This is a genomic window from Sphingomonas sp. DC1600-2 (assembly GCF_049897605.1).
GTDB lineage: Bacteria > Pseudomonadota > Alphaproteobacteria > Sphingomonadales > Sphingomonadaceae > Sphingomonas.
In genome coordinates, this window is the sequence record NZ_JAFCWO010000002.1 from 319,841 (window position 1) to 346,226 (window position 26,386).

General features: G+C 64.2%; 28 protein-coding genes. 10 read left to right on the forward strand and 18 right to left on the reverse strand.

Annotation, left to right across the window (positions count from 1 at the left end; genetic code table 11):
• Positions 1–168 precede the first annotated feature (168 nt).
• The 5 genes from ACP7BL_RS04935 to acnA form a co-directional block, all read right to left on the reverse strand.
• Complete coding sequence (locus ACP7BL_RS04935) at positions 169–1,764, reverse strand: isocitrate lyase (protein WP_033965089.1); 1,596 nt, start codon at positions 1,762–1,764, stop codon at positions 169–171.
• 140 nt (positions 1,765–1,904) lie between these two features.
• A complete protein-coding gene (locus tag ACP7BL_RS04940; protein ID WP_033965074.1) occupies positions 1,905–2,864 on the reverse strand; it encodes a hypothetical protein in 960 nt (319 codons plus the stop codon).
• A gap of 9 nt (positions 2,865–2,873) precedes the next feature.
• Positions 2,874–4,259: a helix-turn-helix domain-containing protein gene (locus tag ACP7BL_RS04945; protein ID WP_126848672.1), complete on the reverse strand. Its 1,386-nt coding sequence runs from the start codon at positions 4,257–4,259 to the stop codon at positions 2,874–2,876.
• A gap of 276 nt (positions 4,260–4,535) precedes the next feature.
• A complete protein-coding gene (locus tag ACP7BL_RS04950; RefSeq protein WP_033965071.1) occupies positions 4,536–4,805 on the reverse strand; it encodes a CBU_0592 family membrane protein in 270 nt (89 codons plus the stop codon).
• Positions 4,806–4,818: 13 nt separating this feature from the next.
• Positions 4,819–7,491 (reverse strand): aconitate hydratase AcnA, encoded by a 2,673-nt coding sequence (gene acnA / locus ACP7BL_RS04955; RefSeq protein ID WP_426257774.1) that lies wholly within the window; start codon positions 7,489–7,491, stop codon positions 4,819–4,821.
• Between the two features lie 327 nt (positions 7,492–7,818).
• Between acnA and ACP7BL_RS04960 the strand changes: the two genes are divergently transcribed.
• The 3 genes from ACP7BL_RS04960 to ACP7BL_RS04970 all read left to right on the forward strand — a co-directional run bounded on the left by ACP7BL_RS04960 (position 7,819) and on the right by ACP7BL_RS04970 (position 11,579).
• On the forward strand, positions 7,819–9,558 hold the full coding sequence (locus tag ACP7BL_RS04960) for a DUF1800 domain-containing protein (RefSeq protein ID WP_341203190.1): 1,740 nt from the start codon (positions 7,819–7,821) through the stop codon (positions 9,556–9,558).
• A gap of 10 nt (positions 9,559–9,568) precedes the next feature.
• Positions 9,569–10,948: a DUF1501 domain-containing protein gene (locus tag ACP7BL_RS04965; protein WP_033965329.1), complete on the forward strand. Its 1,380-nt coding sequence runs from the start codon at positions 9,569–9,571 to the stop codon at positions 10,946–10,948.
• A gap of 91 nt (positions 10,949–11,039) precedes the next feature.
• Positions 11,040–11,579: a superoxide dismutase family protein gene (locus ACP7BL_RS04970; protein ID WP_033965330.1), complete on the forward strand. Its 540-nt coding sequence runs from the start codon at positions 11,040–11,042 to the stop codon at positions 11,577–11,579.
• A gap of 7 nt (positions 11,580–11,586) precedes the next feature.
• On the opposite strand, the gene ACP7BL_RS04975 is transcribed toward ACP7BL_RS04970, so the two are convergent.
• The gene (locus tag ACP7BL_RS04975) at positions 11,587–13,149 is read right to left on the reverse strand and encodes an MFS transporter (protein ID WP_426257775.1); all 1,563 of its coding nucleotides are present in this window, start codon (positions 13,147–13,149) and stop codon (positions 11,587–11,589) included.
• Between the two features lie 222 nt (positions 13,150–13,371).
• Here ACP7BL_RS04975 and ACP7BL_RS04980 point away from each other — a divergent pair, with 222 nt between their 5' ends.
• The 4 genes from ACP7BL_RS04980 (at position 13,372) to ACP7BL_RS04995 (ending at position 16,109) form a co-directional block, all read left to right on the forward strand.
• Entirely contained in the window at positions 13,372–14,115 is a 744-nt protein-coding gene (locus tag ACP7BL_RS04980; protein WP_033965334.1) for a Bax inhibitor-1/YccA family protein, read from the forward strand.
• 87 nt (positions 14,116–14,202) lie between these two features.
• Positions 14,203–14,982: a transglutaminase-like domain-containing protein gene (locus tag ACP7BL_RS04985; RefSeq protein WP_171010549.1), complete on the forward strand. Its 780-nt coding sequence runs from the start codon at positions 14,203–14,205 to the stop codon at positions 14,980–14,982.
• A 56-nt stretch (positions 14,983–15,038) separates the two neighbouring features.
• Positions 15,039–15,344, forward strand: a complete 306-nt coding sequence (locus tag ACP7BL_RS04990) for a hypothetical protein (protein ID WP_426257776.1) — start codon at positions 15,039–15,041, stop codon at positions 15,342–15,344.
• Between the two features lie 213 nt (positions 15,345–15,557).
• Positions 15,558–16,109 (forward strand): hypothetical protein, encoded by a 552-nt coding sequence (locus ACP7BL_RS04995; protein ID WP_033965337.1) that lies wholly within the window; start codon positions 15,558–15,560, stop codon positions 16,107–16,109.
• Between the two features lie 48 nt (positions 16,110–16,157).
• On the opposite strand, the gene ACP7BL_RS05000 is transcribed toward ACP7BL_RS04995, so the two are convergent.
• The 3 genes from ACP7BL_RS05000 to panB all read right to left on the reverse strand — a co-directional run bounded on the left by ACP7BL_RS05000 (position 16,158) and on the right by panB (position 19,185).
• Complete coding sequence (locus ACP7BL_RS05000) at positions 16,158–17,525, reverse strand: PQQ-like beta-propeller repeat protein (RefSeq protein ID WP_137902935.1); 1,368 nt, start codon at positions 17,523–17,525, stop codon at positions 16,158–16,160.
• Positions 17,522–18,217 (reverse strand): tetratricopeptide repeat protein, encoded by a 696-nt coding sequence (locus ACP7BL_RS05005; RefSeq protein WP_426257938.1) that lies wholly within the window; start codon positions 18,215–18,217, stop codon positions 17,522–17,524. Before ACP7BL_RS05005 ends, ACP7BL_RS05000 begins: the two co-directional genes overlap by 4 nt.
• Positions 18,218–18,324: 107 nt before the next feature.
• Entirely contained in the window at positions 18,325–19,185 is an 861-nt protein-coding gene (gene panB, locus ACP7BL_RS05010; RefSeq protein WP_426257777.1) for a 3-methyl-2-oxobutanoate hydroxymethyltransferase, read from the reverse strand.
• A 228-nt stretch (positions 19,186–19,413) separates the two neighbouring features.
• Between panB and ACP7BL_RS05015 the strand changes: the two genes are divergently transcribed.
• Both ACP7BL_RS05015 and ACP7BL_RS05020 read left to right on the forward strand, forming a co-directional pair.
• The gene (locus ACP7BL_RS05015; protein WP_426257778.1) at positions 19,414–19,842 is read left to right on the forward strand and encodes a DUF2178 domain-containing protein; all 429 of its coding nucleotides are present in this window, start codon (positions 19,414–19,416) and stop codon (positions 19,840–19,842) included.
• On the forward strand, positions 19,835–20,047 hold the full coding sequence (locus tag ACP7BL_RS05020) for a helix-turn-helix transcriptional regulator (RefSeq protein ID WP_126848682.1): 213 nt from the start codon (positions 19,835–19,837) through the stop codon (positions 20,045–20,047). Before ACP7BL_RS05015 ends, ACP7BL_RS05020 begins: the two co-directional genes overlap by 8 nt.
• Positions 20,048–20,053: 6 nt before the next feature.
• Here ACP7BL_RS05020 and ACP7BL_RS05025 read toward each other — a convergent pair whose 3' ends face one another.
• From ACP7BL_RS05025 to ACP7BL_RS05040, 4 genes are all read right to left on the reverse strand, one after another.
• Entirely contained in the window at positions 20,054–20,335 is a 282-nt protein-coding gene (locus ACP7BL_RS05025) for a DUF427 domain-containing protein (RefSeq protein WP_126848683.1), read from the reverse strand.
• Between the two features lie 12 nt (positions 20,336–20,347).
• Complete coding sequence (locus ACP7BL_RS05030; RefSeq protein WP_426257779.1) at positions 20,348–20,710, reverse strand: arsenate reductase; 363 nt, start codon at positions 20,708–20,710, stop codon at positions 20,348–20,350.
• 535 nt (positions 20,711–21,245) lie between these two features.
• Positions 21,246–21,602, reverse strand: coding sequence for a hypothetical protein (locus tag ACP7BL_RS05035; RefSeq protein ID WP_426257780.1), 357 nt, complete (start codon positions 21,600–21,602; stop codon positions 21,246–21,248).
• Between the two features lie 125 nt (positions 21,603–21,727).
• A complete protein-coding gene (locus ACP7BL_RS05040) occupies positions 21,728–22,159 on the reverse strand; it encodes a GNAT family acetyltransferase (RefSeq protein ID WP_426257781.1) in 432 nt (143 codons plus the stop codon).
• Between the two features lie 81 nt (positions 22,160–22,240).
• On the opposite strand from ACP7BL_RS05040, the gene ACP7BL_RS05045 reads away from it, so the two are divergent.
• Positions 22,241–22,783: a hypothetical protein gene (locus ACP7BL_RS05045; RefSeq protein WP_137902932.1), complete on the forward strand. Its 543-nt coding sequence runs from the start codon at positions 22,241–22,243 to the stop codon at positions 22,781–22,783.
• Positions 22,784–22,856: 73 nt separating this feature from the next.
• Here the strand turns inward: ACP7BL_RS05045 and ACP7BL_RS05050 are convergent, their stop codons facing one another.
• From ACP7BL_RS05050 to ACP7BL_RS05070, 5 genes are all read right to left on the reverse strand, one after another.
• The gene (locus tag ACP7BL_RS05050; protein WP_426257782.1) at positions 22,857–23,630 is read right to left on the reverse strand and encodes an ABC transporter ATP-binding protein; all 774 of its coding nucleotides are present in this window, start codon (positions 23,628–23,630) and stop codon (positions 22,857–22,859) included.
• Positions 23,627–24,610, reverse strand: a complete 984-nt coding sequence (locus tag ACP7BL_RS05055) for a FecCD family ABC transporter permease (RefSeq protein ID WP_426257783.1) — start codon at positions 24,608–24,610, stop codon at positions 23,627–23,629. Before ACP7BL_RS05055 ends, ACP7BL_RS05050 begins: the two co-directional genes overlap by 4 nt.
• Positions 24,607–25,509, reverse strand: a complete 903-nt coding sequence (locus ACP7BL_RS05060) for an ABC transporter substrate-binding protein (RefSeq protein WP_426257784.1) — start codon at positions 25,507–25,509, stop codon at positions 24,607–24,609. Before ACP7BL_RS05060 ends, ACP7BL_RS05055 begins: the two co-directional genes overlap by 4 nt.
• 140 nt (positions 25,510–25,649) lie before the next feature.
• Complete coding sequence (locus ACP7BL_RS05065) at positions 25,650–26,237, reverse strand: NADPH-dependent FMN reductase (RefSeq protein ID WP_126848689.1); 588 nt, start codon at positions 26,235–26,237, stop codon at positions 25,650–25,652.
• A gap of 8 nt (positions 26,238–26,245) precedes the next feature.
• Positions 26,246–26,380 carry a hypothetical protein gene (locus ACP7BL_RS05070; protein ID WP_260591593.1) on the reverse strand — a complete coding sequence of 45 codons (135 nt, stop codon included), beginning with the start codon at positions 26,378–26,380 and terminating at the stop codon, positions 26,246–26,248.
• Positions 26,381–26,386 lie beyond the last annotated feature (6 nt).

A 26,386-nucleotide genomic window follows, 5' to 3' on the forward strand; every position in this document is an offset into this window, starting at 1 on the left:
GCGCGGATAACGGTTCAGAAATCCGTGCCAGGGTGGGTGCCGGGACGAGCCCGGCATGACGGAAGAGTCGAAGGCCCGCCGCGGCAAAGCCGCGTCGTCGGACGGGGCTGCAGGCCCCGCCGGCCGGGCCGGCCGCGGGCGCGGCGGAGCTTTGCTCCGCCTGCTGCGTCAGGCCGCGAACTGGTTCATCGTATTGTGCGCGCCACCGGCCTTCAGCGCCGCTTCGCCCGCGAAATACTCCTTGTGGTCATCCCCAATGTCGCTGCCCGACATGTTCTGGTGCTTCACACAGGCGATGCCTTCGCGGATTTCCTTGCGCTGCACGCCCTTCACATAGCCGAGCATCCCCGCCTCGCCGAAATACTCCTTGGCGAGATTGTCGGTCGACAGCGCTGCGGTGTGATAGGTCGGCAGCGTGATCAGGTGATGGAAGATCCCGGCGCGCGCTGCGGCGTCCTTCTGGAAGGTGCGGATACGCTCATCGGCTTCATCGGCCAGCGGCGTGCCGTCATAATCGACCGACATCAGCTTCGCGCGATCGTAAGCCGACACATCCTTGCCCTCTCCCGCCCAGGCATCAAACACTTGCTGGCGGAAGTTGAGCGTCCAGTTGAACGACGGCGAATTATTATAGACCAGCTTGGCGTTGGGCACGACCTCGCGGATGCGGTCGACCATGCCCGCAATCTGCGCGATGTGCGGCTTCTCGGTCTCAATCCACAGCAAGTCCGCACCATGCTGGAGCGAAGTGATGCAGTCGAGCACGCAGCGATCCTCGCCGGTTCCGGTGCGGAACTGGAACAGGTTGGACGGCAAGCGCTTGGGCCGCAGCAGCTTGCCATCGCGGTTGAGGATGACGTCGCCATTGCGCGCAGTGGCGGGGTCGATCTCCTCACAATCGAGGAAGCTGTTATACAGGTCGCCAAGGTCACCCGGTTCCTTCGACACCGCGATCTGCTTGGTCAGCCCCGCCCCGAGCGAGTCGGTGCGCGTTACGATGATCCCATCCTCGACGCCGAGTTCGAGGAAGGCGTAGCGACAGGCGCGGACCTTGGCGAGGAAGTCCTCGTGCGGCACCGTGACCTTGCCGTCCTGATGCCCGCACTGCTTTTCGTCCGAAACCTGATTTTCAATCTGCAGCGCGCAGGCCCCCGCCTCGATCATCTTCTTGGCGAGCAGGTAGGTCGCCTCGGCATTGCCGAAGCCCGCGTCGATGTCGGCGATGATCGGCACGACATGCGTCTGATAGCCGTCGATCGCGTTGAGCAGACGATGCTCGTTGACTTCGTCGCCAGCAGCGCGGGCGGCATCGAGCTCGCGGAACATCATGCCGAGTTCGCGCGCATCGGCCTGGCGCAGAAAGGTGTAGAGTTCCTCGATCAGCGCCGGAACACTGGTCTTTTCGTGCATCGACTGGTCGGGCAGCGGCCCGAATTCGCTGCGCAACGCGGCAACCATCCAGCCCGAGAGGTACAGATAGCGACGCTCGGTCGATCCGAAATGCTTCTTGATGCTGATCATCTTCTGTTGGCCGATGAAGCCGTGCCAGCAGCCCAGCGACTGCGTGTATTTGGCCGGATCGGCGTCATACGCCGCCATGTCGCGGCGCATGATCGCGGCGGTGTAGCGCGCAATGTCGAGCCCGGTCTGGAAACGGTTCTGCACCCGCATCCGCGCGACGCTTTCGGCGTCGATGCCGTCCCAGGTGCCGTTCTGGCTCTGGATGAGTTTGGCGGTGTGGGCGATAGCGGTCTGGTAGGTCACGGCGAACATCCTCATCGGCTGCGATGTGGATGATGTAGGCAAGTTTACAGAACTATTTGACCAAGAATCGTCATAAATTGGCGTTTCGCTGTTAATTAGCGCGGCACATTTTTGTAATTATGATATATATTTACAAACCGTCAGTCAGGGCGATCTTGGATCACGCTCGGCGTCGGGCGCCCCCGTACATAGGCCTGGGCCGGGCTTGCGATGGGAAAGCCCGCCGCCGTCGCCGCCGCTAAAATGCGCCGGATATTTTGATAACTGCCGACACTCACCGCGACGCTACTCGGCAAATTGAGCCACTCCTCCGAAACCAGCAAACCACCGCGCGCCTTTTTGACCCGACCGTCGGCCACCAGCCGCTCCACCCGACGCTGCACCGTCGCGTATGGAAGGCGCAGGGTACGAGCCAGCGCACTCACCCTGAGCGGACGACGCAGCGAATCGGGCGGGACGCGGAATTGATCCGCGTAACGCCGGGCCAATTCGGGATCGTAGGTATAGGCGCGGGCGTTTGCGCACAGGATGGTCGAATACAGAACAAGATTGATCCATTCCTGGTGCAACCCCCGATTGTTATCGGCAACGGCGAGCATGATGTCGGCGGCAGCCCGCACCCCGACCGCCGGATGATACAGGCTCGTCACGCGCTGCGACGGCATCGGCAGGTCGAATGCCTGCAAATCCTCGACCAGCCTGACAAAGGCATCGTGCGCCGTCATCGACATTTCGACCATTTCGGGGCGTTGCAAGCCACTGGCAAGCGCCACCACCCCGCTTGGCGTGCGCGCCACCACCTCTTGCGCGATCAGCGCATTGACGTGGCGACGCACGGTCTCGAACGGACGTGAAAGCGATGCCGCCAAGGAATTGATCGAGATCGCGCGGGAATCGGGCGGATCGGCGGCGGAGTCCATGCCGTCGATCGGGGTTGCCGCACTCTGGCGCGCGATCAAGGTGAAGATCACGAACCGATCCAGATCCCCGTCAAAGCCGCGCAGCCCCGCCTGGACAATGGTCGTCTGCATCTCGGCCAGAAAGCGGGTAACCAGCCGTATCGGCGGAACCGCCCCGAAATCGCTTTCCGCCTCTCCCATGATCGTGCCTCAGTCCCCGCCAAAGGTAAACGCGCTCACGCCGCGCTCGCGCTCGTTGATCGCCAATGCTCGACCGACCGGCGGCAGCGATCGCTGCGGACAACCGCCGCGCCCACATGCGCGGCAGCCAAGCCCGATCGGCGTGGCCTCCCCCTTCAAGTCGAGTCCCCGCGCCACCACCAACGTACCGGCATGCTCCGCCGCCACGCCCAGCCCGACCGCGAATTCCGCCGGCACCGCGCCGTAGCGCCGCCCCTGCGGCGTAACGGTCCGCGCCATCGTCAACCAGCGTGCACCACCCTCCAGCTCGATCAATTGCACCGCCAGCACTCCCGGTCGATCGAACGCGGCGTGCAACCGCCATAGCGGGCAACGCCCCTCCGACTCCGCCAGCGGCGATCCGCTCGCCCCTGAAAAGCGCTTCGACACCTGCCCGGCGCGATCGATCCGCACCAGGAAAAACGGCAGCCCGCGCGCACCAATGCGCTGCAAAGTGGTCAGCCGATGCGCGACCTGCTCGAATCCAGCGCCGAAGCGGCGTTGCAGAAGTTCAATATCGTATCCCGTCGCCTCGCACGCGCGCAGGAAGCGCGCATACGGCATCATCAACGCCGCCGCGAAATAGCTGGCAAGGTGGCGGCGATACAGGCGCTCCGCGTCGCGGTCAGTAAAGCCTGCCCCCTTGGCCAGCCCGTCGATTTCGCCACGCGCCTCGATCTGGGCGAGTTGATAGGCCGCCCCGAACACGCGCGACGCCGGGTCGAGCATTTCGGAGAGCTGCAATTGCCGCGCGTGGAGATCGGTGCGGCGCAGCAGATCGGGCATGACGTCCACCGGCAATACGCGAATGGTGAGCTGATGCTTCACCCGCAACCGCTCGGCAATCGCTCCATAGAGATCGCCCGCGCCGAGGCGCAATTCATCGGCAAGCCCTTCCGCCAGCGCATCCAGATCGGCGAAATGGCCACGCCATCGTTCAATTTCGCGGCGCACCTCGGCAATCGGATCCGCCGCCCCTGCCTCGGCCGAGCCCGCCGCCCCGATCCGGTCGAACGCGCGCGCAAACGCTTCCGCCCCGCCCGGTGCGCCCGCCAGCCATTCCTCGATTTCATTACGGTCGATTTCCAGGTCGGCGAACATCGGGTCGGCGAGCCGTCGCCGGAGTGCTGCCTCCCCCCCGCCGGGTTCCCCCGCCGCCAGCGCGCGCGGGTCGAAATCGAAACTCTCCGCCAGCTTGACGATCAACGATGCCGATAAAGGCCGCTGGTTCTTTTCGACCAGATTGAGGTAGCTCGGGCTGATCGTCAGCATTTCGGCCATGGCCGCCTGCGTCAGTCCGGCCTGCCGTCGCAAACGACGGATAGCGTGCCCAGCGAACAATTTGCGATCGGCCATGCTTCTGCGTCCCTCACGATGCGGCGCGCCCCAAGGGAGCCCCCCGATCATCATGCCGCAACCTGTCATATATTTACAAGGGGACTCCGAATTCACGCAGATAAGTAACGCCTTTACCGAATGGCGGGCGCATCCCCCCTGTTCGGCGCGGGTCTTTCCTCTCTATTGCGCCGTCAACGGATCGGCAGCTTGTCAAAAGCTCGACCGTTCGCAGAGGCTTGAGAGTTTCCTGGGGAGGAAAGGATGCCCGCCATGCACATGCGTGGCGGGCATTTCCTATTCTACTTCCTCATTGCTGCGACGAAGACGCTTTTGCAGCAGCCGAATCAGCGTGACGATACCAATCGTTGCCCATGCAATGTTGAGCGTGGTCGAGGGCCACGCCCCGTGCCAGCCGCTATTCAAAACAAATCCGGCCGCACCGACGACGTTCATCCATTGGAACGCTGCCGACTGGCCGGACAGTTTGCCGGTCGAAACCAGCAGATAGGAAGCAAGGATGAGCAGCGCCGCTGCCCATCCAATCGCCTCGATCGCCGTCGTCACGACAGCATCGGCATTACGCCGCCAGCTTGCGCAGCACGTACTGCAGGATGCCGCCGTTGAGGAAATATTCCAGCTCGTTGACGGTATCGATCCGGCAACGCGTCAGGAAGGTTTCGACCGTGCCATCGGCGCGGGTCAGCGTGACCTCGACATCCTGACGCGGACGGATGTCGGCGACCTTCATAATCGTGAAGCTTTCCGAACCGTCGAGCTTCAAGGTCTTGCGGTCGACACCCTCGGCGAACTGCAGCGGCAGCACGCCCATGCCGACCAGGTTCGAGCGGTGAATGCGCTCGAAGCTCTCGGTGATGACGACGCGCACGCCGAGCAGATTGGTGCCCTTCGCCGCCCAGTCACGCGACGAGCCGGTGCCATATTCCTTGCCCGCGACCACGATCAGCGGAACTCCGTCCGCCTTGAAGCGCATCGCCGCGTCGTAGATAGGCATCGTCTCGCCCTTGTACGAGGACATGCCACCCTCGACGCCGGGGACCATCTCGTTCTTGATTCGGATGTTGGCGAAGGTGCCGCGGACCATGACATTGTCGTTGCCGCGACGTGCGCCGTAGGAGTTGAAGTCGGCGCGCGCAACCTGGCGCTCCATCAGCCAGGCCCCTGCCGGGCTGTCGGCCTTGATCGAACCCGCCGGCGAGATGTGGTCGGTGGTGATCGAATCGCCCAGGATGGCGAGCGGGCGCGCCTCAACAATGTCCTGCACCGGTGCCGGGGTCATCGACATGCCCTCGAAATAGGGCGGATTGGCGATGTAGGTCGAAGCGGGCGGCCACGCATAGGTGTCCGAACCGACCACATCGATCGCCTGCCACTTCTTGTCGCCCAGGAACACGCTGGCATAGCGCGACTGGAACATGCCGCGATCGATGTTCGCGTCCATCACTTCGCGGACTTCGGCGTTGGTCGGCCAGATGTCCTTGAGGTAAACGTCGGTGCCGTCGGTCGCCTGGCCGATCGGGGTGGTGGTGAAGTCCTCGGTCACCGTGCCCTTGAGCGCATAAGCGACGACCAGCGGCGGCGAGGCGAGGAAGTTGGCGCGCACGTCAGGCGAAACGCGGCCCTCGAAGTTGCGATTGCCCGACAGCACCGAGGCAGCGACGATGTCGTTTCCGTTGATCGCCGCCGAAATCGGCGCGGCGAGCGGGCCCGAATTGCCGATGCAGGTGGTGCAGCCATAGCCGACCAGGTTGAAGCCGACCGCGTTGAGGTCCTCCGTCAGGCCAGCCTTGTCGAGATAATCGGTCACGACCTGCGAGCCGGGTGCCAGCGAGGTCTTCACCCAAGGCTTGGGCTTGAGGCCGAAAGCATTGGCCTTGCGCGCGACCAGACCGGCGGCGACCAGCACCGACGGGTTGGAGGTGTTGGTGCAGCTCGTGATCGCCGCGATCACCACGTCGCCATCGCCGATGTCGTGGTCGCGGCCTTCGACCGGGACGCGCTTGGCGCTGGCGCGGCTATAGACCTTGGCGAGATCGGCGTTGAAGGTATCGTCGACCTCGGTGAGGATGACCTTGTCCTGCGGGCGCTTGGGGCCAGCAAGCGACGGCACGACGTTCGACATGTCGAGCTCGAGCGTGTCGGTGAAGACGGGGTCCGGCGCATCCGCCAGACGCCACATGCCCTGCGCCTTGGCATAAGCCTCGACCAGCGCGATATTTTCCTCGCTGCGCCCGGTCAGGCGCAGATAGGTGAGCGTGGCGTCGTCGATCGGGAAGAAGCCGCAGGTCGCGCCATATTCGGGGGCCATGTTGGCGATCGTGGCGCGATCGGCGAGCGACAGCGCATCGAGGCCCGGACCGTAGAACTCGACGAAGCGGCCGACAACGCCCTTTGCGCGCAGCATCTGCGTGACGGTGAGCACGAGATCGGTCGCGGTGATGCCTTCGGCGAGCGAGCCATGCAGCTTGAAGCCGACGACTTCGGGGATCAGCATGGAGACGGGCTGACCGAGCATCGCGGCTTCCGCCTCGATCCCGCCGACGCCCCAGCCGAGCACGCCGAGGCCGTTGACCATCGTCGTGTGGCTGTCGGTCCCGACGCAGGTGTCGGGGTACGCGATATTCTTGCCGTCGGGCGCAACCGAGGACCATACCGTCTGGGCGAGGTTCTCGAGGTTGACCTGGTGGCAGATGCCGGTGCCGGGGGGCACGACCTTGAAGTTATCAAGCGCCTTTGAGCCCCACTTGAGGAATTCGTAGCGCTCATTGTTGCGCTGATATTCGAGCTCGACGTTATCCTCGAACGCCTTGGGCGTGCCAAATTCGTCAACCATCACCGAGTGATCGATCACGAGATGAACGGGAACGAGCGGGTTGATCTTGGCGGCATCGCCACCAAGCTTGGTGATCGAATCGCGCATCGCCGCGAGATCGACGACGCAGGGAACGCCGGTGAAATCCTGCATCAGCACGCGCGCGGGGCGATACTGGACTTCGCGGTCGGACTTGCGCTCCTGCTGCCAGTCGATGATCGCCTGCAGGTCCTCGGTGGTGACGGTGACGCCATCCTCGAAGCGCAGCAGGTTCTCCAGCAGCACCTTCATCGAGAAGGGCAGACGGCTGATATCGCCGAGCTTCTCCGCTGCAGCGGCGAGGCTGAAATAATCGTACTGCGCGCCGTTCACGTCGAGCGTGGTGCGAGTGCCGAGGGTATCCTGGCCAATGGCGGTCATATGCAGCGGGTCCTTCCCTATGGGGCCTAACGGGGCGCGGCGGGGAGGCGGCGAAAAGCCGCGCGGGCGCGCCCAGTATGGGCGAATGCAAGAGTCGCGAGGGGCGATAGCAGCGAGGGGAAGCTTGGGGAAGGGCACGAGGCCACGCCCAGCGTCTAAAAGGTTGCGCGCTGAGCGATCGATCCCCCGCTCGCCCCGCCGTCCTCAACGCCGTCCTTAACGCTGCATTGCCTTATGATAGATCATGGCGGGGGGGCTGCTTTGCTGGTAGGAGCGCCGGACGACACGAGCGCGCCGGCGCGCTTTGGTCCGAAGTGGGGTAAAAGCGTGACAGAGCAAGCACTCGTCCTGGACGATCGCGTAGTTGCAGCCGATGCTCCTGTTGAAACGGCTCCACTCGAAATCGCGAACCCCACCGCGCTGTCCGGCGCTTCCATGGCCGCGCTGGCGGCGACGCTGGCGCTTGCCGCGTGCGGAGACGGCGGAAGCGGCGGCGGCGCCACCGGAGGCTCCCCCACCCCCACGCCATCGACGCCCACACCGACCCCGATCGGAGCGGCCGCCGCCAGCCGCTTTCTGGGCCAGGCGACGCTCGGTGCGACCAAGGCGGAGATCGCAAACGTGCAGTCGGCCAGCTACGATGGCTGGCTGACCGCGCAATTCGCGCTGTCTCGGTCGACACGCCACTGGGACTGGCTCGTGGCCAATGGCTATTCGGCCGCAACCTTCATCAATTCGCTGGCGGGGTTCGACCAGACGATCTGGCGGCAAATGATCGTCGAACCCGATCAGTTGCGCCAACGCGTCGGCATCGCGCTGTCGGAAATGTTGGTGATCGGCGTCGACGCGCTCAACCTCAACTGGAAGCAGTTTGCCGGCGCGGCCTATTTCGACGTGCTGCTCGACAATGCCTTTGGCAATTTCCGCACGCTGATGGGCGCGATCACCACCAATGCGGCAATGGCGACTTTCCTGACCTTTCTCGGCAACCGGAAGGCAAACCCTACCACGGGCTCTCAGCCCGACGAAAATTATGCGCGCGAACTGATGCAGTTGTTCACGCTCGGCCTGTATCAGCTCAATCCCGACGGATCGGTCAAAACAAACGCGGGAAAGCCGCTCGAAACCTATGGCCCAGCCGATGTATCGGGGTTGGCGCGGGTATTTACCGGACTCAATTTGGCATCGTCCGACAGCACGACGCCGGAGCGTTACCGCGTGCCGCTGGTCATGACGGCGTCGCAGCACGAAACCGGTGCATCGACGTTTCTCGGCACGACGATCCCGGCGGGAACCGAGGGAATGGCCGCCGTCAACCTCGCGCTCGACGCGATCTTTGCGCATCCAAACGTCCCGCCCTTCGTCTCCAAGCAATTGATCCAGCGGCTCGTCACTTCCAACCCCTCGCCCGCTTATATCGGACGGGTATCCGCCGTGTTCGCCGACAATGGAAAGGGCGTTCGCGGCGATTTGAAGGCCGTGATCCGCGCGATCCTGCTCGATACCGAAGCCCGCGATTCTGCGGCCTTGACCAGCGCGACCGCTGGCAAGTTACGCGAACCCGTGCTGCGGCTGGTCGGTTGGGCACGCGCCTATTCCGCGACGTCGCCGTCCAATGCCTGGGCGATCGGCGACACGTCGAACCCCAATTCGCGGCTCGCCCAATCGATCGGACACAGCGCGACGGTCTTCAATTTCTTTCGTCCCGGCTATGCACCGCCCAATACCGCCATCGCCAGCGCGGGGCTGGTCGCGCCGGAATTTCAGATCACCAACGAGCTGAGTGTCGTCGCCTATATCAATTACATGCAGGCGCTGATCGCCAATGGCACCGGCGACTTCAAGGCGGACTACACCACGATCCTGACGCTCGCGGCGGACAGTCAGGCGTTGATCGACGAGGTCAACCTCGTGCTCGCCAATGGGCAATTGAGCAGCGCGACGGTTGCGGCAATCAAAGCCGCGGTCGACAGCATCGCCAATACCGGTGCGACCGGCCCCAGCAACCGCGTGATGACCGCCATTTTGCTGACGATGGCCTCGCCCGATTATCTGACCTTCAAGTAAGGATCGCGCCATGACCAGCGACCAATCCCGCCGCGCCTTCCTCAAACGCTCCGCCGCGCTCGGACTGGCAGGCAGCGCCATGCCGTTCGTCACCAGCCTCGCCGCGATCGGCGAAGCTGCCGCGGCCGTTACCAGCGATTACAAGGCGCTGGTCTGCGTGTTCCTCTATGGCGGGAACGACTACGCCAACACGTTGCCGCCCTATGATCAGGCGAGCTACGCGCTCTATCAGGCTGCCCGCAGCAACATTGCGCTCGATCGCGCGGCGCTGGCCGCCACCGTGCTGAATCCCGCGACCGCGCTTGCCGGCGGCAGACAATATGCGTTGGCTCCGACGCTGTCACCGCTGCTGCCGCTGTTCAACGCGGGAAAAATGGCGGTCGCGCTCAATGTCGGCACGTTGGTCCAGCCGACGACCAAGGCGCAATATAGCGCCAATTCGGTGCCACTGCCGCCGAAGCTGTTCAGCCACAACGACCAGCAAAGCTATTGGCAAGCCTCCAACCCCGAGGGCGCGACCTCGGGCTGGGGCGGTCGCATCGGGGATCTGCTCCAAAGCGGCAATGGCTCGGCGACGCTGACCTGCATCAACGCCACCGGCAACGCTGTATTCCTGACCGGCAAGACCGCGATCCAATATGCGGTTGGCACCGGTGGGCCGATCGCATTGTTGAACAATGGCTCAACCCTGTTCGGGTCGAGCACGGGCGCAAGCACGCTGCGCACGCTGATGGCCGCGTCGCAAACCAACATCTTTCAGGACGAGCACGCCAAGATCAGCAAGCGCGCACTCGATACCTATGCCCAGGTCAATGCTGCGCTCGCTAGCGCGCCTGCCGCCAATTTCCCGCTTTTCCCCACGTCCAACAGCCTTGCCGATCAGCTCAAGATCGTCGCGCGGCTCATCTCGGTCTCGTCGCAACTGGGCGCGCGGCGGCAAGTGTTCTTCGTGTCGCTTGGCGGGTGGGATATGCATGATGCGCTGGTCGCCAATCATCCCACTCAGACCACGCTGCTCGCAAACGCGATGCGGGCCTTTTACGACACAACCGTCGCGATGGGCGTGGCCGACAAGGTAACCACTTTCACCGCCTCCGATTTCGGGCGGACGCTGGTGTCGAACAACGACGGATCCGATCACGGCTGGGGCAGCATGCATTTCGTAATGGGCGATGCTGTACGCGGGCAGCGCTTCTATGGAACGCCGCCCGCAATCGGCAATGGCACGGTCGACGACGTCGGCCAGGGCCGGCTGCTGCCGACGATCGCGGTCGACCAATATGCCTCGACGCTCGCCAATTGGTTTGGCGTTTCCGCGACCGACATGCGCACGGTCCTGCCCAATATCGGCAATTACAACAGCTCGTCGTGGAACCTAGGGTTCGTCTGACGGACGCAATCAAAGGAGCGAACCTAAGGCGGCAGTTGCGCGTTTGGCGATTAACGCCCAGCAACGGTCGCGGCGGCAACAGGAGATTCGCATGCGCAAATTCGTGATCGCGGCAACTGCATTGACGACATTCGGCCTCACCGGCTGCGATACGCAAAAGACTGTCGCCGTCGGCGCGCCAGTCGCGGAGGGCGCGCATGCGGTGGCGCAAATCCGCACGCCGGACGGTGCCGATGTCGGTCGCGCGACCGCGACCGAAGTGACGGGTGGCCTGCGACTGACGCTCGATGTGCACGATCTCACGCCCGGCACGCATGGGGCACATGTGCATACCGTCGGGCGCTGCGACGCCCCCGACTTCGCCAGTGCAGGTGGCCATTGGAACCCGGCGGGCACCAAGCACGGCTCGATGAACCCCCAGGGGCCGCATGAAGGCGATCTGCCCAATCTCATCGTCGGCGCTGGTGGGCGCGGGACGATCGGCATCTTGCTGCCCGGCGCAACGATGGCTGGGCTGCTCGACACCGATGGCTCGGCCATCGTCGTCCATGCCAAGCCGGACGATTTGATGACCGACCCGTCGGGCAATAGCGGGGCGCGGATTGCCTGCGGGGTCTTCAGCGCGGGCTGACGCGCGCCTAGGCGATCACCTCTCCCGCAGCGCGCGCCCGCGCCTCACGATTGGCTTCTGCCCGTGGCACCAATCGATACGCTGCGATGGCCGCGCCGATCGTGATCGGTGCGGTCAGCAGCAGCGAAAGCACGCCGGTGGTAAGACTGCCCGACAGGGTCGAAACGCGCCCGGCAATATAGGGGCCCATCGCCAGGCCAAGCAGCGTCGTGCCGATGAAGAACGCGCCCGTTGCGGTGCCACGCATGCGCGGCAATACCAGATCCTGCATCGTCGCCCCTGCGGCACCCAGCGCCGTACTCGAACACGTTGCCGCCACCAGTAACGCGGAGACGAAGATCGAAACGTCCCCGCTGCGAAACGCGATGACGATGAAGGGCAGCGGCACGATCGCGCCGAACAGGATGACCATGATCCGTCCCGCCGGAAAGCGCCGCCGTAGTCGGTCAGCGACAATGCCGCCCACCGTCACCCCGACAAAACCCCCAAAGGCCAGCGTTCCGCCGATCCACCCGCCCGCTTGTTGGATCGTCACACCCAAGGTGCGCATCGCATAGGGTGCCGCCCACAGGCTGACGCCGTAGCTGACAAAAGCGTTCAAGCCATAGGCAATGACGACACAGAGAAATGCCGGATTGGCGATCACCAGCGTATAGGTCGGCAAATCGCGGCGCTTCAGCGCGCTGGCCCAGGAAAAGACCGCATATGCCCCTAGCCCGACGGCAGTCCATTGCGGCCACGGTTCGCCAAAGTGGCGCAACACCGCGATCGCGCCCGCCACCACGCCAAGCGCAAGCACGTTGATCGCCAACGACCGCCCCCCGCCACGCGCCGCGCCAATCAGCGTGAACGGAGGCACGATGGTGAGCAGATCGGCCAGCAAGGCGCGGAACGGGGCCGGATGCCGTTCGGGCGGCGGCAGTCCCTCCACCGCACCGCGCACTGGCTCGCGCAGTGTCGCGACCAGCAGCGCTAACAGTAAGCCCGGCAGCCCCACGGCGATGAACGCGGCTTGCCACCCGTGCAACCCCAGCGGTCCGCCGGCCGGATAGACTGCGTTCCAGCGATGCACGACGAGCCCTGCGATGCTGAGCGAAACCCCGCCTCCGACATAGAGGCCGGACGAGTAGATCGCGAGCGCGGTGGCACGCAACTTCTTGGGAAAATAGTCGGAAATCAGGGAATAAGCCGACGGGCTTGCCGTCGCCTCGCCAATGCCCACGCCGATTCGCGCCGCAACCAGCATTCCTCCCGAGCGCGCAAAGCCGGACAGCGCGGTCATGCTCGACCACAGCACCAGGCCTGCGGTCATCAACCGAACCCGGTGCCAGTTATCCGCTAACCGGCCGAGCGGGATGCCGAACAAGGAATAGAACACCCCGAACGCCGTGCCATAGAGGAAACCAAGATCCTCATCTTTCAAATGCAGGTCGCGCTTGATGTCTTCGGCGAGGATCGAGATGATCTGCCGATCGACAAAATTAAGCACGTAGACCAGGAAAAGAATGCCGAGAACGTAATATGCATAGGCTGACGCGCGCGGCGGCGCGATGCCCGGTGGGGTCGCCATTCGATCAATCCTCTCGGCAGTTTCTGCTCTGCTCGGCAGCCTAGCAGAGCATACCGAGATTACGAAAGTGCTTTCACGTCGGGGCCGCATTCCTGTCGATCGGTCGTCGGCGATCTGCGCGACGGCGGGATCGCACGGTTGCGGGATTGGCTTGAAAACCGCGCTGTAAAGGCCGATATTGCCGTCATCTGACATATGGTCGGTGTTTAGGAGCTTCTCGCAATGGCAAACTGGTCTGATCCCCGTCCGAATGCTTCGGCGTTCCCGGCGGCTGGGACCGTCGGCACGGCGGCATTCGATGCCGGCCTGCGCAGCTATATGCTTTCGGTTTACAACTACATGCTGTCGGGCATCCTGTTGACCGGGTTGGTCGCCATGTTCTTCTCATGGGGCGGCCTGGATTCGCCTGCGGCGCACATTTTGATCGGTGGCGGTCCGCTCGCCTGGATCATCATGCTGGCACCCTTGGGCTTCGTTTTCGCCATGAGCTATGGGGCCGCCCGCATGGCACCCGGCACGCTGCAGGCGATGTTCTGGGGCTTTGCGGTAGCGATGGGCCTGTCATTGTCGACGGTGTTCCTGCGCTACACCGGCACGTCGGTTGCACAGGCCTTCTTCGCGACGTCGGCCGCTTTTGCGGGGCTTAGCCTTTACGGCTACACCACGAAGCGTGACCTTTCGGCGTTCGGCACCTTCCTGGTCATGGGGTTGGTCGGCCTGATTGTCGCAATGCTGCTGAACGTGTTCTTCCAGTCAGGCCCGCTCGCGCTGGTTATCAGCATCGTCGGCGTTCTGCTGTTCGCTGGTTTGACCGCTTATGATACCCAGCGCACGAAGAGCGTCTATGCCTATGTCGCCGGAACCGAAGACGAGCAGCGCACGGTGATCATGTCGGCGCTGACCCTCTATCTCGACTTCATCAACATGTTCCTCTTCATCCTGCGGATGTTCGGCAACCGCAACTGATCGACGCGATACGCGACGCACCGGATCTGTCCGGTCTGGGCCCGATAGAATGTCTATCGGGCCCTTTCTTTTGCCGAAGGGTCCGTGATGCGCCTCTCGATCGATGTGACGTTGAATTATGCGATCGACGGTGCCGCCGACGTGCTGTTGCTGATCGAAGCTGCAAAAGGCCCCGATCAGCGCCTTTTGACGCAGGATTTCACGGTGTGGAGCAACACGCCGTTACGCGCGGTGCCCGGCGAAGAGGGTATTGGACAACGGTGCTGGCTTCACGCGGAAGGATCGTTTCACGCCGAATATCGCGCGACCGTGGAGATCCTGCGCCAACCGCGCGATTTCGCCGAGTTGGGCGACACGCCGATCCGCTTGATGCCGCCCGAAACCATCCCCTATTTGCTGCCTAGTCGGTACTGCGAATCCGATCGTTTGGAAGGCTTTGTCGAACAGGAATTTGGCGGGCTATCGGCAGGCCCATTGGCGAGCGCGCTGGTCGATTGGGTGGCAGGCCACCTCACATATGCCAGTGGCACCTCCAGCGGCACGACCACCGCGCTGATGACCTTTGCCGAACGCCGCGGCGTCTGCCGCGACTACGCGCACCTGCTGGTGGCACTCGCGCGCGCTGGCGGCATTCCGGCCCGGTGCGTATCCGCCTATGCCCCAGGCGTCGACCCGCCCGACTTCCATGCCGTCGCCGAATTGTGGATCGATGGCGACTGGCATCTGGTCGATGCCACGCGCATGGCATCCAGCGCCGAACTGGCCCGCGTTGCGGTTGGCCGCGATGCCACCGACATCGCTTTCATGACGGTGTTTGGCCGCGCCACGATGAACCAGCAGCGCGTGACCGTCACCCGCCTGCCCTGACGGAACACTGTCCGCGCTCCGCTCGTTTCAGAGCCATTGCAGTCAGGAGAGCGACGATGCCGCACGATACCAAAATGATCGACGAGAAAGCGCTCGACAGCTTGTCGATCGCCCCGGGAAGCCCCGAGGAGAACGCACAGATCCATCATCCGCGCCAAAATGCGGGCCAGGACGAGTCGATTGCCAAGCGCCTCGAGCGCGATCCGACCAGCCCGGACGCGGTGCTCGATAACGCGCTCGACGAATCGATGGACGCTTCGGATCCTCCTGCGACGACCAAACCGGGCGATAACGGCGCGGCCCCCAAATCGTCCGGCTATGATCAGGACGCGGAGGCCGCGATTATCGCGGATCGCCGATGATCCTTAGCGGCGGTCCCGCTTCGCCTAAAAATGTTGCGCGATCGCCGCACCTTTCAGAATTTTCCATCATTGGGCCAGATTCGCCACCTCGCGTGTTGCGCTGCAACAAAATCTATGGTCGCTTACTACTATTGGACGATCGCGCGTTAACCATGGAGTAAGCCACGAAGCGCATGATCGCCCAACTGCACTTTTTGGGCGCGGGGTGATGTAATGGGTTCTCGAATGAAGCCGGCGAATGGTGCCATGACATTGGCGGAAATGAAGGAGTTTGCTGGCTTTTCGTCGGCGACGCAGCGTTATGTCCGGCGCTCTCTGGACATCGGTCTCGACCGAGATGACGCGATGGCACGCTGGTCGAGGGACGTTGTCGAAGCGGCGAGCATCCGCGCCCAAGTTCGCGTCTACACACGCCTGCCCGACATCCGCGCAATGATCCCGGACGACAGTGGCCTGGATTCGGTGGAGCCGCTTTTCGCGCCGCTGCTGACCATTACGGCCTTCGATCTGGGCCAGGGGCGGCTGACGACCTTTTCCGCCTATCGCTTTCTGTACGAGCGCCTGGTGGGTGCGGAAATTCGTCCGTGGCTACCCGCAGCCTTCTGTGCTGCCGCAGCGCTACCGCATCTGCATCCCGACCTGCGCCGCAAATTGCTGCAGTCGATCAGCGAGGCGGCGGCGACCGCGTCGGGCTGGTCGAACCGCCAGCCAGCCTTTTTCCCGAAATGGGTGGAAAAGGTCGATATTACCGCCCTGCCCAACTGATCCTGCCCAATGGATCATCGGCGCGGTCCAACCGGACCGCGCCGCACCTCATTTGTAAGCGGTGACACGGCCCTTCTGGTCGAGCACGTACAGCGTATTGTTGGACACGACCGGCGGCAGCGTGAACGGGGCCTTGGACTCAATCACCGTGCCGACCTTGCCATTTTCGACCGACGCCGAGACGATCTGACCGAGCGAATTGGTCAGCACCAGCCGCCCGCCCGCCAGCACCGGACCGAACCAGGTGACCGGATTGGCCTTCTTGCTGTCCTTGATCGTGCCGTCCTTCTTGCGCTTCTCGCTCTTGAAATGCTGCAACTGACTGATCCAGCGGACCTTTCCGGTCGCGCGGGCGAGGCAAACCAGACGAGCATCGTCCGTCACCAGGAACACCCATTCGCCGGCCACCCACGGGGTGGAGATGCCAGCGAAATTCTGTTCCCACATGCGCTGGCCCGAGACGATTTCGAGCGCGACCATGCGGCCACCCTGCCCGACCGCGAACACGACCCCGCGATCGATGACTGGATCGGCGTCGATGTCGGCCAGCGAGGAAACCGAGGTCGAGATGGTCGAACGCGACAGCGCGTCCTGCCACAGCGTGCGGCCGTTTTCATAGCGATAGGCGTTGAGTTCGCCCGACGAGAAGCCCGCGACCACGGTCCCCTGGCTGACGGCCGGAGCGGCCACGCCAAACACGCCTTGCGTCTCGATCGAGCCCGACTGCGTCCACACGACAGCGCCATCGGCCTGCGACAACGCGTAAAGCTGATTGTCCTGGCTCAGGATATAGATCTGCCCATTGGCCACGGTCGGCGCGCCGCGCAGCGGAGCACCCGGCTTGACGCGCCACAGCACCTTGCCAGTCGCTGCCTCGAGCGCGACGACATCGCCCAGGCCGTCAGTGGCAAAGATCTTGCCATCATCGAAGCTCACGCCGCCGCCAAAGCGCGCGCCGCGGGTCTTCTTGTCGATCTTGCCCTTGTGCGTTTCGGCCACGTTGGTGGACCAAACAGCCGCCCCCGTCGTCGACGAAAAGGCGTGGATCGTCGCATCGACGTCGATCGCATACAGTCGACCGTCAGCGATAACCGGCGCGGCTCCCAGGCGTTGGCGATTGCTGCCCCCGTCGATCGAGGCGCTCCATGCCCGCGACAAAGACGAGCCGAGGCTCAATTGACCAAGCGACTTGGACGCGCTGCCACCGGGCTGGGCCCAACTGTCATTGGGTGCCGCAGGCGGCACGAGCACATCGACACCCGCAATGGTCTTGTCGGCGAGCACGTCATGCTCCCCGGCCAAGATCGCGATGCGCTGCCCCAGCACCGGCGTTTTCTTCTTGCCCTTCATCGAAGCGCAGCCGCTGAGCGCGACAGCAGTCACGGCCACGACGAGAAAGCGGTTGGTCATCTTCATTGCGATTTCTGTTCCTTAGCCTCGGTGACGGCATCCACACCCAATACGCCCGCCATCTGAACCGCGCGTTGCCGCAGCGTCTCCTCCGTGGTCGGATCGCGCGCGATCTGACCGTACAGCACACCCGCGAGATCCCGCCGATTCTGGCGGAGATAGGAAATCGCGACAAGCTCTCCGGCGTTGCCGAACCAGGGATTGCCCTTGACCGCGATCCCGCGCAGCCGCGCGATGACGACGTCGGGCTTCAGCGAGTCAAATTCGGCAGTGGTCTGGCGGATCAACGCGACGTCGCGGAGCGGCTGGCCGATCGAGGTATCGCCCGCGACCTGCGCGAACTTCGCGGCGGCCCCGCGCAAATCCTGCTTCTGCAACAGCAAATCGGCCTGGCTCATCAACGCCAGCGCGCGGTAGCCGCCGATATTGGAGGTCGCCAGCGTGGTCAGCTTGGCATTGGCCGAATCGATGCGGTTGCTGCCCATGTCTTCATAGGCCTTCGACAGTGCTTCGCCCTGCTCGCCCGCGACCGATTGCTCATGCGATTGCCACAGCAACCACCCGCCAAAGCCAACAAGCGCGAGCAATATGACGGCAATGGCGGCGATGCCGTAGCGCCGCGCGGCCTTGGCCAGTTGATCGCGACGCAGTTCCTCGTCGACTTCACGCAGGAATGCGGCATCGGTATTCGGCGGCACAGCCAAGGGGGAAACTCCATCGGATCAGGGCGGGGAGGCGCGGACCTTAGCCGCGCCGGAAGACAAACAAAAGCGCTCAAAAAATCGGGCGGAACTCCTAAGCGGCGTCAGTCCTTTGGGGCATAGATTTGCTCGGCACCGGGGAAGGCGCGCGACCGGACATCCGCCGCATAGGTTTCAACCGCGGCGGAAATACGGCCTGCAAGATCATCGAATTTCTTCACGAAGCGGGCAGTGCGATCGAACAGGCCGAGCATATCCTCCGCCACCAGCACTTGCCCGTCGCACTGCGCCGAGGCACCGATGCCGATGGTCGGACAATCGATCGTGCGCGTCAGCTCGATTGCGATCGGTTCGACCACGCCCTCGATCACCAGCGCGAAGGCTCCCGCCGCGGCAATCGCCTGGCCATCGTCGATGATCTTGGCGGCTTCCGCCTGAGTTCGCCCGCGCGCGCCATAGCCGCCGAGCGTGTTGACCGCCTGCGGGGTGAGCCCGACATGCCCCATAACGGGAATGCCGCGTTCGGACAGGAATTTGACCGTGGGGGCCATCGCCCGGCCGCCTTCGAGCTTCACCGCCGCCGCACCGGTCTGCTTGAGCAGATACGCAGCACTTTCAAACGCCTTTTCGGGCGAGGCTTCGTAGCTGCCGAACGGCATGTCGATCACCACCACCGCATGATAGCTGCCGCGTACCACCGCCGCGCCATGCGCCGCCATCATCTCCAGCGTGACCGGCACGGTGGAGGGCAGGCCGTACACCACCTGCCCCAGACTATCGCCCACCAGCAGCATGTCGCAATGCGGATCGAGCAATTGCGCGGTGCGCACGGTGTAGGCGGTCAACATCACCAGCGGCTCCGCCCCCTTGCGCGCGCGGATCGACGGCACGGTAAGGCGCTTCATCGGCGCGGGGGTCGGGTTGGCGCGACTGGTCGCGGTGTCGATGGTGAAGGTCGTGGACATGGCCCAACCGGGTAGCCGATCGCGCGACGCCGCGCCAGCTTTCGATATTTCGAACGTTCGACAAAATTGACTCTATGTAAAATATCATTTACCTCAAGTTTGTCGAGTCGGACAGGAGGTTCACAGTGCTTTTCATGAGAATTGCCGCAAAGTCTGCGACGCTGGTTGGCAAGGCACCCTGCGGATCACAATCGATCGCGATGCCCGATCGTCGCCGGGGGAACTGACATGGCATTTCGCGAAAAAACGGCGTGGCTGACGCTTGCCTGTATGCTTGTCGCGTACAGCGTCTATTTCGGCTGGGTTCTGCTGGCACCCCACGGCCCCGATCCCCGCCCGATCACGATCGTGTGGTGGTTCGGCGGCATAACCGGCGTACAGGTCGTCGTCGTCATCATCGGCAGTATCCTGCTCGCGGTTCAGGCGAGGCGGGAGGCGCAGGCCCGTCCCGATGAGCGCGACCGTGCCATCGCCCGCCGTGGCGCGAGCATGGGCTATTATGTGCTGATGGTCGGGATGATCCTGGTCGGCGTGGTGATGCCTTTCACCGATTCGCGCTGGAAGATCATCAATACGGCCTTGCTCGCCTTGGTGATCGCGGAGACTGTGCGATATGGCATCATCGTCGCCAGCTATCGCCGAGGCTGGCATGGCTAAACCGCTGATTACCAATCACATCCGGCTGTTGCGCTTCATGGCCGGGGAAATGACGCAAGCCGAGCTGGGCGAGAAGATCGGCCTGACGCGGCAGACGGTTGCGGCAATCGAGGCCGGCAAATACTCACCGACGCTCGAGGCCGCGTTTCGCATTGCGCAGGTGTTCGGCAAGCCCCTGGACGAGGTGTTCCAATGGGAGGGGTGACGGGCGCTATTCGACCGTGACGCCCTTCCAGAAAGCGAAGCGGTCCTTGATCTCGGCGGCCTTCGGCTTGGGGTCGGGATAGAACCACGCCGCATCGGCGTTGCGTTTGCCGTCGACCACCAGCGACTTGTAGCTCGCCTCGCCCTTCCATGGGCAGAAGGAGTGCGTGTCGCTGGCTTCGAAATAATCGGCGACGATGCTGTCGGCGGGGAAATAATGGTTGCCCTCGACCACAACGGTATCCTCGGACTGGGCGATCACGGCCCCGTTCCAGCGTGCAGTCGGCATGGCGGTCTCTCCTTAAGGCTTGAGAGTCATTAGATAGGTATCGGGCTTGAACCCCGCCAGCAGCACAGCGTCGGATTCGAGGCCAGATTCGAGAATCGGGCGTTTGATCGCCGAGGGCTTGGCGAGCATGATCGCAATCGCCTTCTCGGCATCAAGATCGGTCTTGTCACCCTCGGGCAGCGCGCGGAAGGTCTGGCCGCCTCGGTTGAGCACCACCTCCCACCCAAGCCGATCGACCCAGCGGCGCAGGGCCACCTCATCGACACCCTGCTTCTTATAATCGTGAAAGGCATAGTCGACGCCATGCTCGGCGAGCCAGGTGCGCGCCTTCTTGACCGTGTCGCAACTGGGGATTCCATAGACGGTGGCGGGCATGATGGTCTCGTGGCTTGTTGCGAGGAAGGGTGCGTTCTTAGCGGGGGACGGCGCGGAGTGCAGCCCGTTTCGGTGGGGGGGGGACTTTCAAAGAGCGGATTTGACATAGCAGGGACTGTGTTTGCAGGACAGGATGCTGGGAGGTTTCGCCCAGTTGCGGACATTCAAAAAACGAGGCAAATCAGCGGTGTGTTTAATCGTCCGTAGTCGAAAGGCAGTCCCGCCAGTGCCACCAACGCTAAGTGAGATGCTGGGCACGTTGGCAGCCTTAGCAAGCTTTTGGCTCGCATGGCGCACGGTTCGCACCGGAATGCCCGCTGGAAGTCCAAATTTCAGTCCGAGGCGAAATGAGCGTCCAGTCCAATTTTGGTTTGTATTTGCGTTTTATGTCGGCCTCGGGGTTTGGTGGGGCGGGCGAGCTTGGAACCTCTTTTGACCTCGATTTTATGTCCGCTTCCCACCACTTTCCCCCTTTCCCGCTGGCGATCGGCGGAGGTCAAAGCAGCGTGGCGGCTCGCGCCCCACTTGCTGCCATTTACCAGTAGCGGATGACAGCCAGCGTCAAACCGAAAAGGATCGCAACGGCCAGTAGGACTCGGCGGTCGAACCGATGCTGGCCGAGCAACAGGGTCTCGGGCGTCACTCGCGAAGGGTCGACGCCTGTTTCGGAGGAGATGGCTTTGGCGAAGCGCGCCCATGTGTCGCGCGCTGTTGCTCGCTCGGCAGGAAGCGTCCTCTGGAGCGCAGCGAACACGTCGCCAGCCGTTTCCCAGCTTTGCGAGTCGGAGTAGTCGAGCCGAACGCCGAAGCATCGCTCAACTTCTTTGATCGCGGCTATCTCGTCCCCGTCTCCACCAAGGCCGAGGCTACGCGGAGGGTGATTTTCAGCCATTACCATGCCCAATAGTAGGCAGATTCGTGCACCGAGCCAACGGCAGGTTTCCACCATTCTATGTTAAGGCCGCTTAGCGTTTTCGCCAGCAAGGTCACCTGCAGCAACTTCGCAAACAGCGCCCCTCACCCCACTCCCCCATCCGCCAGAAACCGCCCCAGCACCACGACATCCTGCCGCGCCAGCCCGAGCGCTTCGTAAAAGCCGAGCGCGGCGGTGTTGTCGCCGCGGACCATCAATTGCAGCTTGGGCGCGCCGCGCGCGTGCAGCCAGGCTTCCGCCGCCGTCATCAGCGCGCGACCGAGGCCGGAACGGCGCGCTGCGGGGGCGACCGCGAGATAATAGACCCAGCCGCGATGGCCGTCGAAACCGACCATCACGCTGCCGGTGATGCCGCCCTCCCCGCGTACGACCAGCACGCTCGACTGCGCCTCCCGCAGCGCGAGCGCAAAGTCGGTGGCGGGGTCGTTCCACGGACGGGTGAGGCCGCACGCGTGCCACAAGGCGATGACGGCGGCGGCATCGGCGGCGGTGGCGGGTTCGATCTCGGGTATCATGACGCCTGTCATGCGCGGCGCTGGCGCTGCGTCAAGTCGGCGCGCCCCTGCTGTTCCCCCTCAACCTATAGAAGGGAAAGCATGGGGATGGTATCGTGCGCCATGCCCCGGCGACGGACTCTTCTCATAATCAGCGCCGCCGCTCTTCTGATCGGCAATATCGCGCTCTTCGGTTGGCGCGCCTACGATTCAACCAGGCCCAATGCGGCGATCACCTATGTAGGGATCGACTCTTTGGTCCTGTCCGTGTCCCCGAGCCAGAAGACAACCGTATTGACTAAGGGTCGATGGAACCCCGACCCTCGCACTGATGAAAGCGTGCGACTTCCCGCCATGACCCAAAGCGGACAGTCTTTGAAGGTCGTGGTGATCCGTTTAGGACCTGCCCCAAATTACGAGCGCCTGATTCAGTCGATACGGAGCCTGCGAGCGCACAACATCTGCCATGTTGGCATAGTCGAAGGGGCAAATATCGATTCTGTTCCCGCCCCGAATGTACCGTTTGCAGTTCCGGCTCCGAATTCCTTTATCGAAGTGCCGACCTTCGTGCTGTGTGGGGAGGCCGTTGGCGATGCTTCAGGATTCGATGGGAAGTTGCCACCCGATGCTCTTATTCGGTTGTGACGTTCTGCGCGTGCTGAGAGAGGTGCTTCGACACGCTCAGCACGAACGGAGGGAGAAGCACAGGCGACGCCCCTCACCCCGCGCGGCGCACCACATCGATGATCGGCCTTTGCGCCCCCGCCAGCACGCGCGCCTCGATCCCGTAAGCCGCGCGCAGCACGTCCGGCCTCAGCGCGTCGACGGGCGCGCCATCGGCCAGCACCGCGCCCGCCGCCAGCACCACCACGCGGTCGGCGAGGCGCAGCGCCATCGTCAGGTCGTGCAGCGTCACCACCACCCCGGCCCCGGCCAGCGCCATGACGCGGAACAGCCCCGCCACGTCGAGCTGATGCGCCGGGTCGAGCCCCGACAGCGGCTCATCGGCCAGCAGCCATTCGGGCTCCCCGGCGAGCGCGCGGGCGATGAGGACGCGGGCGCGTTCGCCGCCCGACAGGCTCGTCACCACGCGGCCAGCGAAGTCGCTGACCCCGGCCAGTTCCATCGCCTGCGTCACCGCTGCCGCATCAGCACTGCCGCCGCCGCGCGCGCCGAGGAACGGAATGCGACCGAGGCCAACCAACGTCCGCGCATCGACCGCCCAGGCGATTTCCGGCGTCTGCGGCAGAAAGGCGAGCCGCTGGGCGAGCGCGCGCGGCGGCATGGCGGTGACCGGCTGGCCGTCGAGATGAACCGCCCCGCTATCAGGCGTGCGCAGCCCGGCGAGGCAGGCCAGCAAAGTCGATTTGCCCGCGCCATTCGGCCCGACGATCGCCGTCACCTGTCCCGCCGCGAGCGTCAGGTCCACGCCCGCCAGCACGCCGCGCCCGCCCAGCGTTACGCGCACATCGCGGCACGACAGCACGCTCATGCGATCCTCCGCCGGAGCGTCAGCAGCAGCGCCAGGAAGAACGGCCCGCCCAAAGCCGCCATCGCCACGCCGAGCTTCACTTCGCCCGCCGCCGGGGTCACCCGCACGAGAATGTCCGCCGCCAACACCAGCACCGCGCCGCCGAGCGCGCTGGGGGCAAGCAACGCGCCGGGCCGCGCGCCGACCAGCGGGCGCAGGATATGCGGCACGACCAGCCCGACAAAGCCGATCACCCCGCTCACCGCCACCGCCGCGCCCGTCGCGAGACCGACGCCCAGCGCCAGCGTCCAGCGTGTCCGGCGCAGCGAAATGCCGAGCGAACGCGCGCCCGCCTCGCCCAGCGTCAACGCATCGAGCGCGCGGCCCGTCGTCAGCAGCAGCGCGGTGCCGGCGAGGATGAAGGGTGCTGCCAGCCACACTTCATCGACGCTGCGATCCTGCAGCGATCCCATCAGCCAGTCGACGATCTCGCCCACCGCCCACGGGCTCGGCGCGAGGCTCAAAGCGAGCGAGATGCCAGCACTCGCCACGATATTGAGGATCGCGCCTGCCAGCACGAAGGTGACGAGGCTCGACCGGCTGCCCGAGAGCAGCAACAACAGCGCCACGCCGATCAGCGCGCCAAGCATCGCCGCGCCGGGCAGCACCCAGATGCTGGCGAGTGTCGCGCCATAATACAGCGTCAGCACCGCGCCCAGCGCCGCCATCGCCGACACGCCGAGCACGCCGGGATCGGCCAGCGGATTGCGCGTATAACCCTGCAGCGCTGCGCCCGACAGGCCAAGCGCCGCACCGATCAACATGCCAAGGATGGTGCGCGGCACCCGAAGATCGGCGATGATCGCCCAGCGCGGATCGCTGCTCGCGACATTCCAGGCCGACAGCGGCACCCACACCCGCCCCGCAATCAAACTGAGCCCCGCCAGCACAGCGAGCAGCACCAGCAGCCCGGCATAGAGCGCGATCCGCCGCAGCATCATGCCCCAACCACGCTTTGCCGCGCGCGCACCAGCGTGGCGAGCGCCGGGATCATCACCGGCCCTCCGCAATAGAGCAGCCGCTCGGGGAACACCGCGCGCCGCATCCCGCCGGCGACATGCGCCAGCGCTGGATGCTGCATCACCCGCTGCGCCCATCCCGGCGCGCCCGCGCTGGTTTCGCCTGACAGCAGCAATTGCGGCGGATCGGCGACCAGCAGTTCGAGCGGCACGTTGCGCGACTGGGTGAACCCATAGCGCGTGATCGCGTTGCTGAGCCCTGCGCGGCGCATCAGTTCGTCCATCAGCGTCCCCGGCCCCGAAGCAAAACCACCGGCCATGAACACCAGCGCCGAGACGGGCGCCATGCCCGGCGGCGGCGCGGCGGCGCGCAGCGCGGCCTCGATCCGCGCGACGATGCGCTCGCCGCGCGCGCTTTCCCCCACGGCGCGCGCGACATCGCGGACTTGGGCGATGCTGGTGGCGATGGTTTCGGGCACATCGAACAAAGCGGTGTTCAAGCCGCTGCGCGCCAGCGCCTGCCGCGTCGCCAGCGGCATCAGCTTTGCGCCCAACACCAGATCGGGCGCGAGCGCGATCACTTCCTCCGCGCTCTCATAGGTTTTGGGCAGCGTGCGCGCGAGGGCTGCGATGGTCGAGCCATTGGCCTCGCTCGCCCAATGGCTGAGCGCCGCGATCCGGCGGCGGTCGACCAGTTGCACGAGGATGACATCGAGGCAGGGGTTGAGCGAGACGATCCGTTGCGGACGGGCGGGCGTGGGCGCGGCGGCGCACAGGGTTGCGGCGCACAGGCCGGTGACGACGGCGCGGCGCGACGGCGCGATCGGTGCTGCCCGCGAGGAACCGGGGCGCGCATGGGCAATCACTACATCCCTACTCATCGACCCCCCGCTCCTCCGCGCGCAACGATCGCGCTGTCCGGCGAAGGACGGGAAGCGCACGATACCAGTGCACCTGCGCTTTAGCCCCCACCTTTATCAAACGAAATCGTTCTGCCGCGAACGCAGCAGAACGCTCGTGGTCAATAAGGCGGTGCCACCACCGCGCGTTGCCGCGCCGCCGCATCCGCCCACCAGGTCAGATCATCGGCGAACCGGTCGAACCCCGCTTCCAGCGCCGCACCGCCGCCCCCGATCGGCTGCGCCGCGGGGTCGAGCGTTGCACTGATAGGCCCAATAGAGAGAGTGCTCGATACCACGACCATGCCCATTTCCGCCAATGTCGGGTGCCAAGCCTGCGCGGCGCGCACCCCGGACAACCGCCCCGCCGAATAGCTGGCGATCGCGGCGGGACGCCAGAACCATTCCTCAAGGAAATGGTCGGTCAGGTTCTTGAGGCCCGGCTGCACGCCCCAATTATATTCGCCTGTGACGAACAAAAAGGCGTCGGCTTCACGGATCTTGGCTGCCAGCGCAGCCATCGCCGACGGTGCCTCAGCGGGGGTATATTCCTTATACATGCGATCGAGCATCGGCAGCCCGACCGCCTTTGCGTCGATCAATTCGGCGTCGACCCCGCGCGCCTGAAAGCGTCGGACGAGATAATCCGCAAGGCGAATGCCCATACGGTCGGAGCGGTACGAGCCATAAAGGACGAGCAGCTTCTGCATCGCCCCGCTCAATCGAAACGCGGAGCAGCGGGCGGATCGCTGGCGGGGAAACTTTCCTCGAGACCTTCGTCGATCAGCTCTTCCTCATGGTCCTCGGCCGGCACATCGGGCGTCGAGTCGGGGTTGGGGTCAGGGTCGGACATCGAAGT

What these genes read in the sequence shown, in the direction of transcription:
- ACP7BL_RS05065 (WP_126848689.1), bottom strand. Translation starts at nt 26,237, where the DNA reads ATGCAGAAGCTGCTCGTCCTTTATGGCTCGTACCGCTCCGACCGTATG.
- ACP7BL_RS05040 (WP_426257781.1), bottom strand. Translation starts at nt 22,159, where the DNA reads ATGATACCCGAGATCGAACCCGCCACCGCCGCCGATGCCGCCGCCGTC.
- ACP7BL_RS05045 (WP_137902932.1), top strand. Translation starts at nt 22,241, where the DNA reads ATGGGGATGGTATCGTGCGCCATGCCCCGGCGACGGACTCTTCTCATA.
- ACP7BL_RS04980 (WP_033965334.1), top strand. Translation starts at nt 13,372, where the DNA reads ATGGCAAACTGGTCTGATCCCCGTCCGAATGCTTCGGCGTTCCCGGCG.
- ACP7BL_RS04985 (WP_171010549.1), top strand. Translation starts at nt 14,203, where the DNA reads ATGCGCCTCTCGATCGATGTGACGTTGAATTATGCGATCGACGGTGCC.
- ACP7BL_RS04995 (WP_033965337.1), top strand. Translation starts at nt 15,558, where the DNA reads ATGGGTTCTCGAATGAAGCCGGCGAATGGTGCCATGACATTGGCGGAA.
- ACP7BL_RS05020 (WP_126848682.1), top strand. Translation starts at nt 19,835, where the DNA reads ATGGCTAAACCGCTGATTACCAATCACATCCGGCTGTTGCGCTTCATG.
- ACP7BL_RS04945 (WP_126848672.1), bottom strand. Translation starts at nt 4,259, where the DNA reads ATGGCCGATCGCAAATTGTTCGCTGGGCACGCTATCCGTCGTTTGCGA.
- ACP7BL_RS04990 (WP_426257776.1), top strand. Translation starts at nt 15,039, where the DNA reads ATGCCGCACGATACCAAAATGATCGACGAGAAAGCGCTCGACAGCTTG.
- ACP7BL_RS05060 (WP_426257784.1), bottom strand. Translation starts at nt 25,509, where the DNA reads ATGAGTAGGGATGTAGTGATTGCCCATGCGCGCCCCGGTTCCTCGCGG.
- ACP7BL_RS05050 (WP_426257782.1), bottom strand. Translation starts at nt 23,630, where the DNA reads ATGAGCGTGCTGTCGTGCCGCGATGTGCGCGTAACGCTGGGCGGGCGC.
- ACP7BL_RS05030 (WP_426257779.1), bottom strand. Translation starts at nt 20,710, where the DNA reads ATGCCCGCCACCGTCTATGGAATCCCCAGTTGCGACACGGTCAAGAAG.
- ACP7BL_RS04965 (WP_033965329.1), top strand. Translation starts at nt 9,569, where the DNA reads ATGACCAGCGACCAATCCCGCCGCGCCTTCCTCAAACGCTCCGCCGCG.
- ACP7BL_RS05015 (WP_426257778.1), top strand. Translation starts at nt 19,414, where the DNA reads ATGGCATTTCGCGAAAAAACGGCGTGGCTGACGCTTGCCTGTATGCTT.
- panB (WP_426257777.1), bottom strand. Translation starts at nt 19,185, where the DNA reads ATGTCCACGACCTTCACCATCGACACCGCGACCAGTCGCGCCAACCCG.
- ACP7BL_RS04975 (WP_426257775.1), bottom strand. Translation starts at nt 13,149, where the DNA reads ATGGCGACCCCACCGGGCATCGCGCCGCCGCGCGCGTCAGCCTATGCA.
- ACP7BL_RS05055 (WP_426257783.1), bottom strand. Translation starts at nt 24,610, where the DNA reads ATGATGCTGCGGCGGATCGCGCTCTATGCCGGGCTGCTGGTGCTGCTC.
- ACP7BL_RS04940 (WP_033965074.1), bottom strand. Translation starts at nt 2,864, where the DNA reads ATGGGAGAGGCGGAAAGCGATTTCGGGGCGGTTCCGCCGATACGGCTG.
- ACP7BL_RS05025 (WP_126848683.1), bottom strand. Translation starts at nt 20,335, where the DNA reads ATGCCGACTGCACGCTGGAACGGGGCCGTGATCGCCCAGTCCGAGGAT.
- ACP7BL_RS05035 (WP_426257780.1), bottom strand. Translation starts at nt 21,602, where the DNA reads ATGGCTGAAAATCACCCTCCGCGTAGCCTCGGCCTTGGTGGAGACGGG.
- ACP7BL_RS05000 (WP_137902935.1), bottom strand. Translation starts at nt 17,525, where the DNA reads ATGAAGATGACCAACCGCTTTCTCGTCGTGGCCGTGACTGCTGTCGCG.
- ACP7BL_RS05070 (WP_260591593.1), bottom strand. Translation starts at nt 26,380, where the DNA reads ATGTCCGACCCTGACCCCAACCCCGACTCGACGCCCGATGTGCCGGCC.
- ACP7BL_RS04970 (WP_033965330.1), top strand. Translation starts at nt 11,040, where the DNA reads ATGCGCAAATTCGTGATCGCGGCAACTGCATTGACGACATTCGGCCTC.
- acnA (WP_426257774.1), bottom strand. Translation starts at nt 7,491, where the DNA reads ATGACCGCCATTGGCCAGGATACCCTCGGCACTCGCACCACGCTCGAC.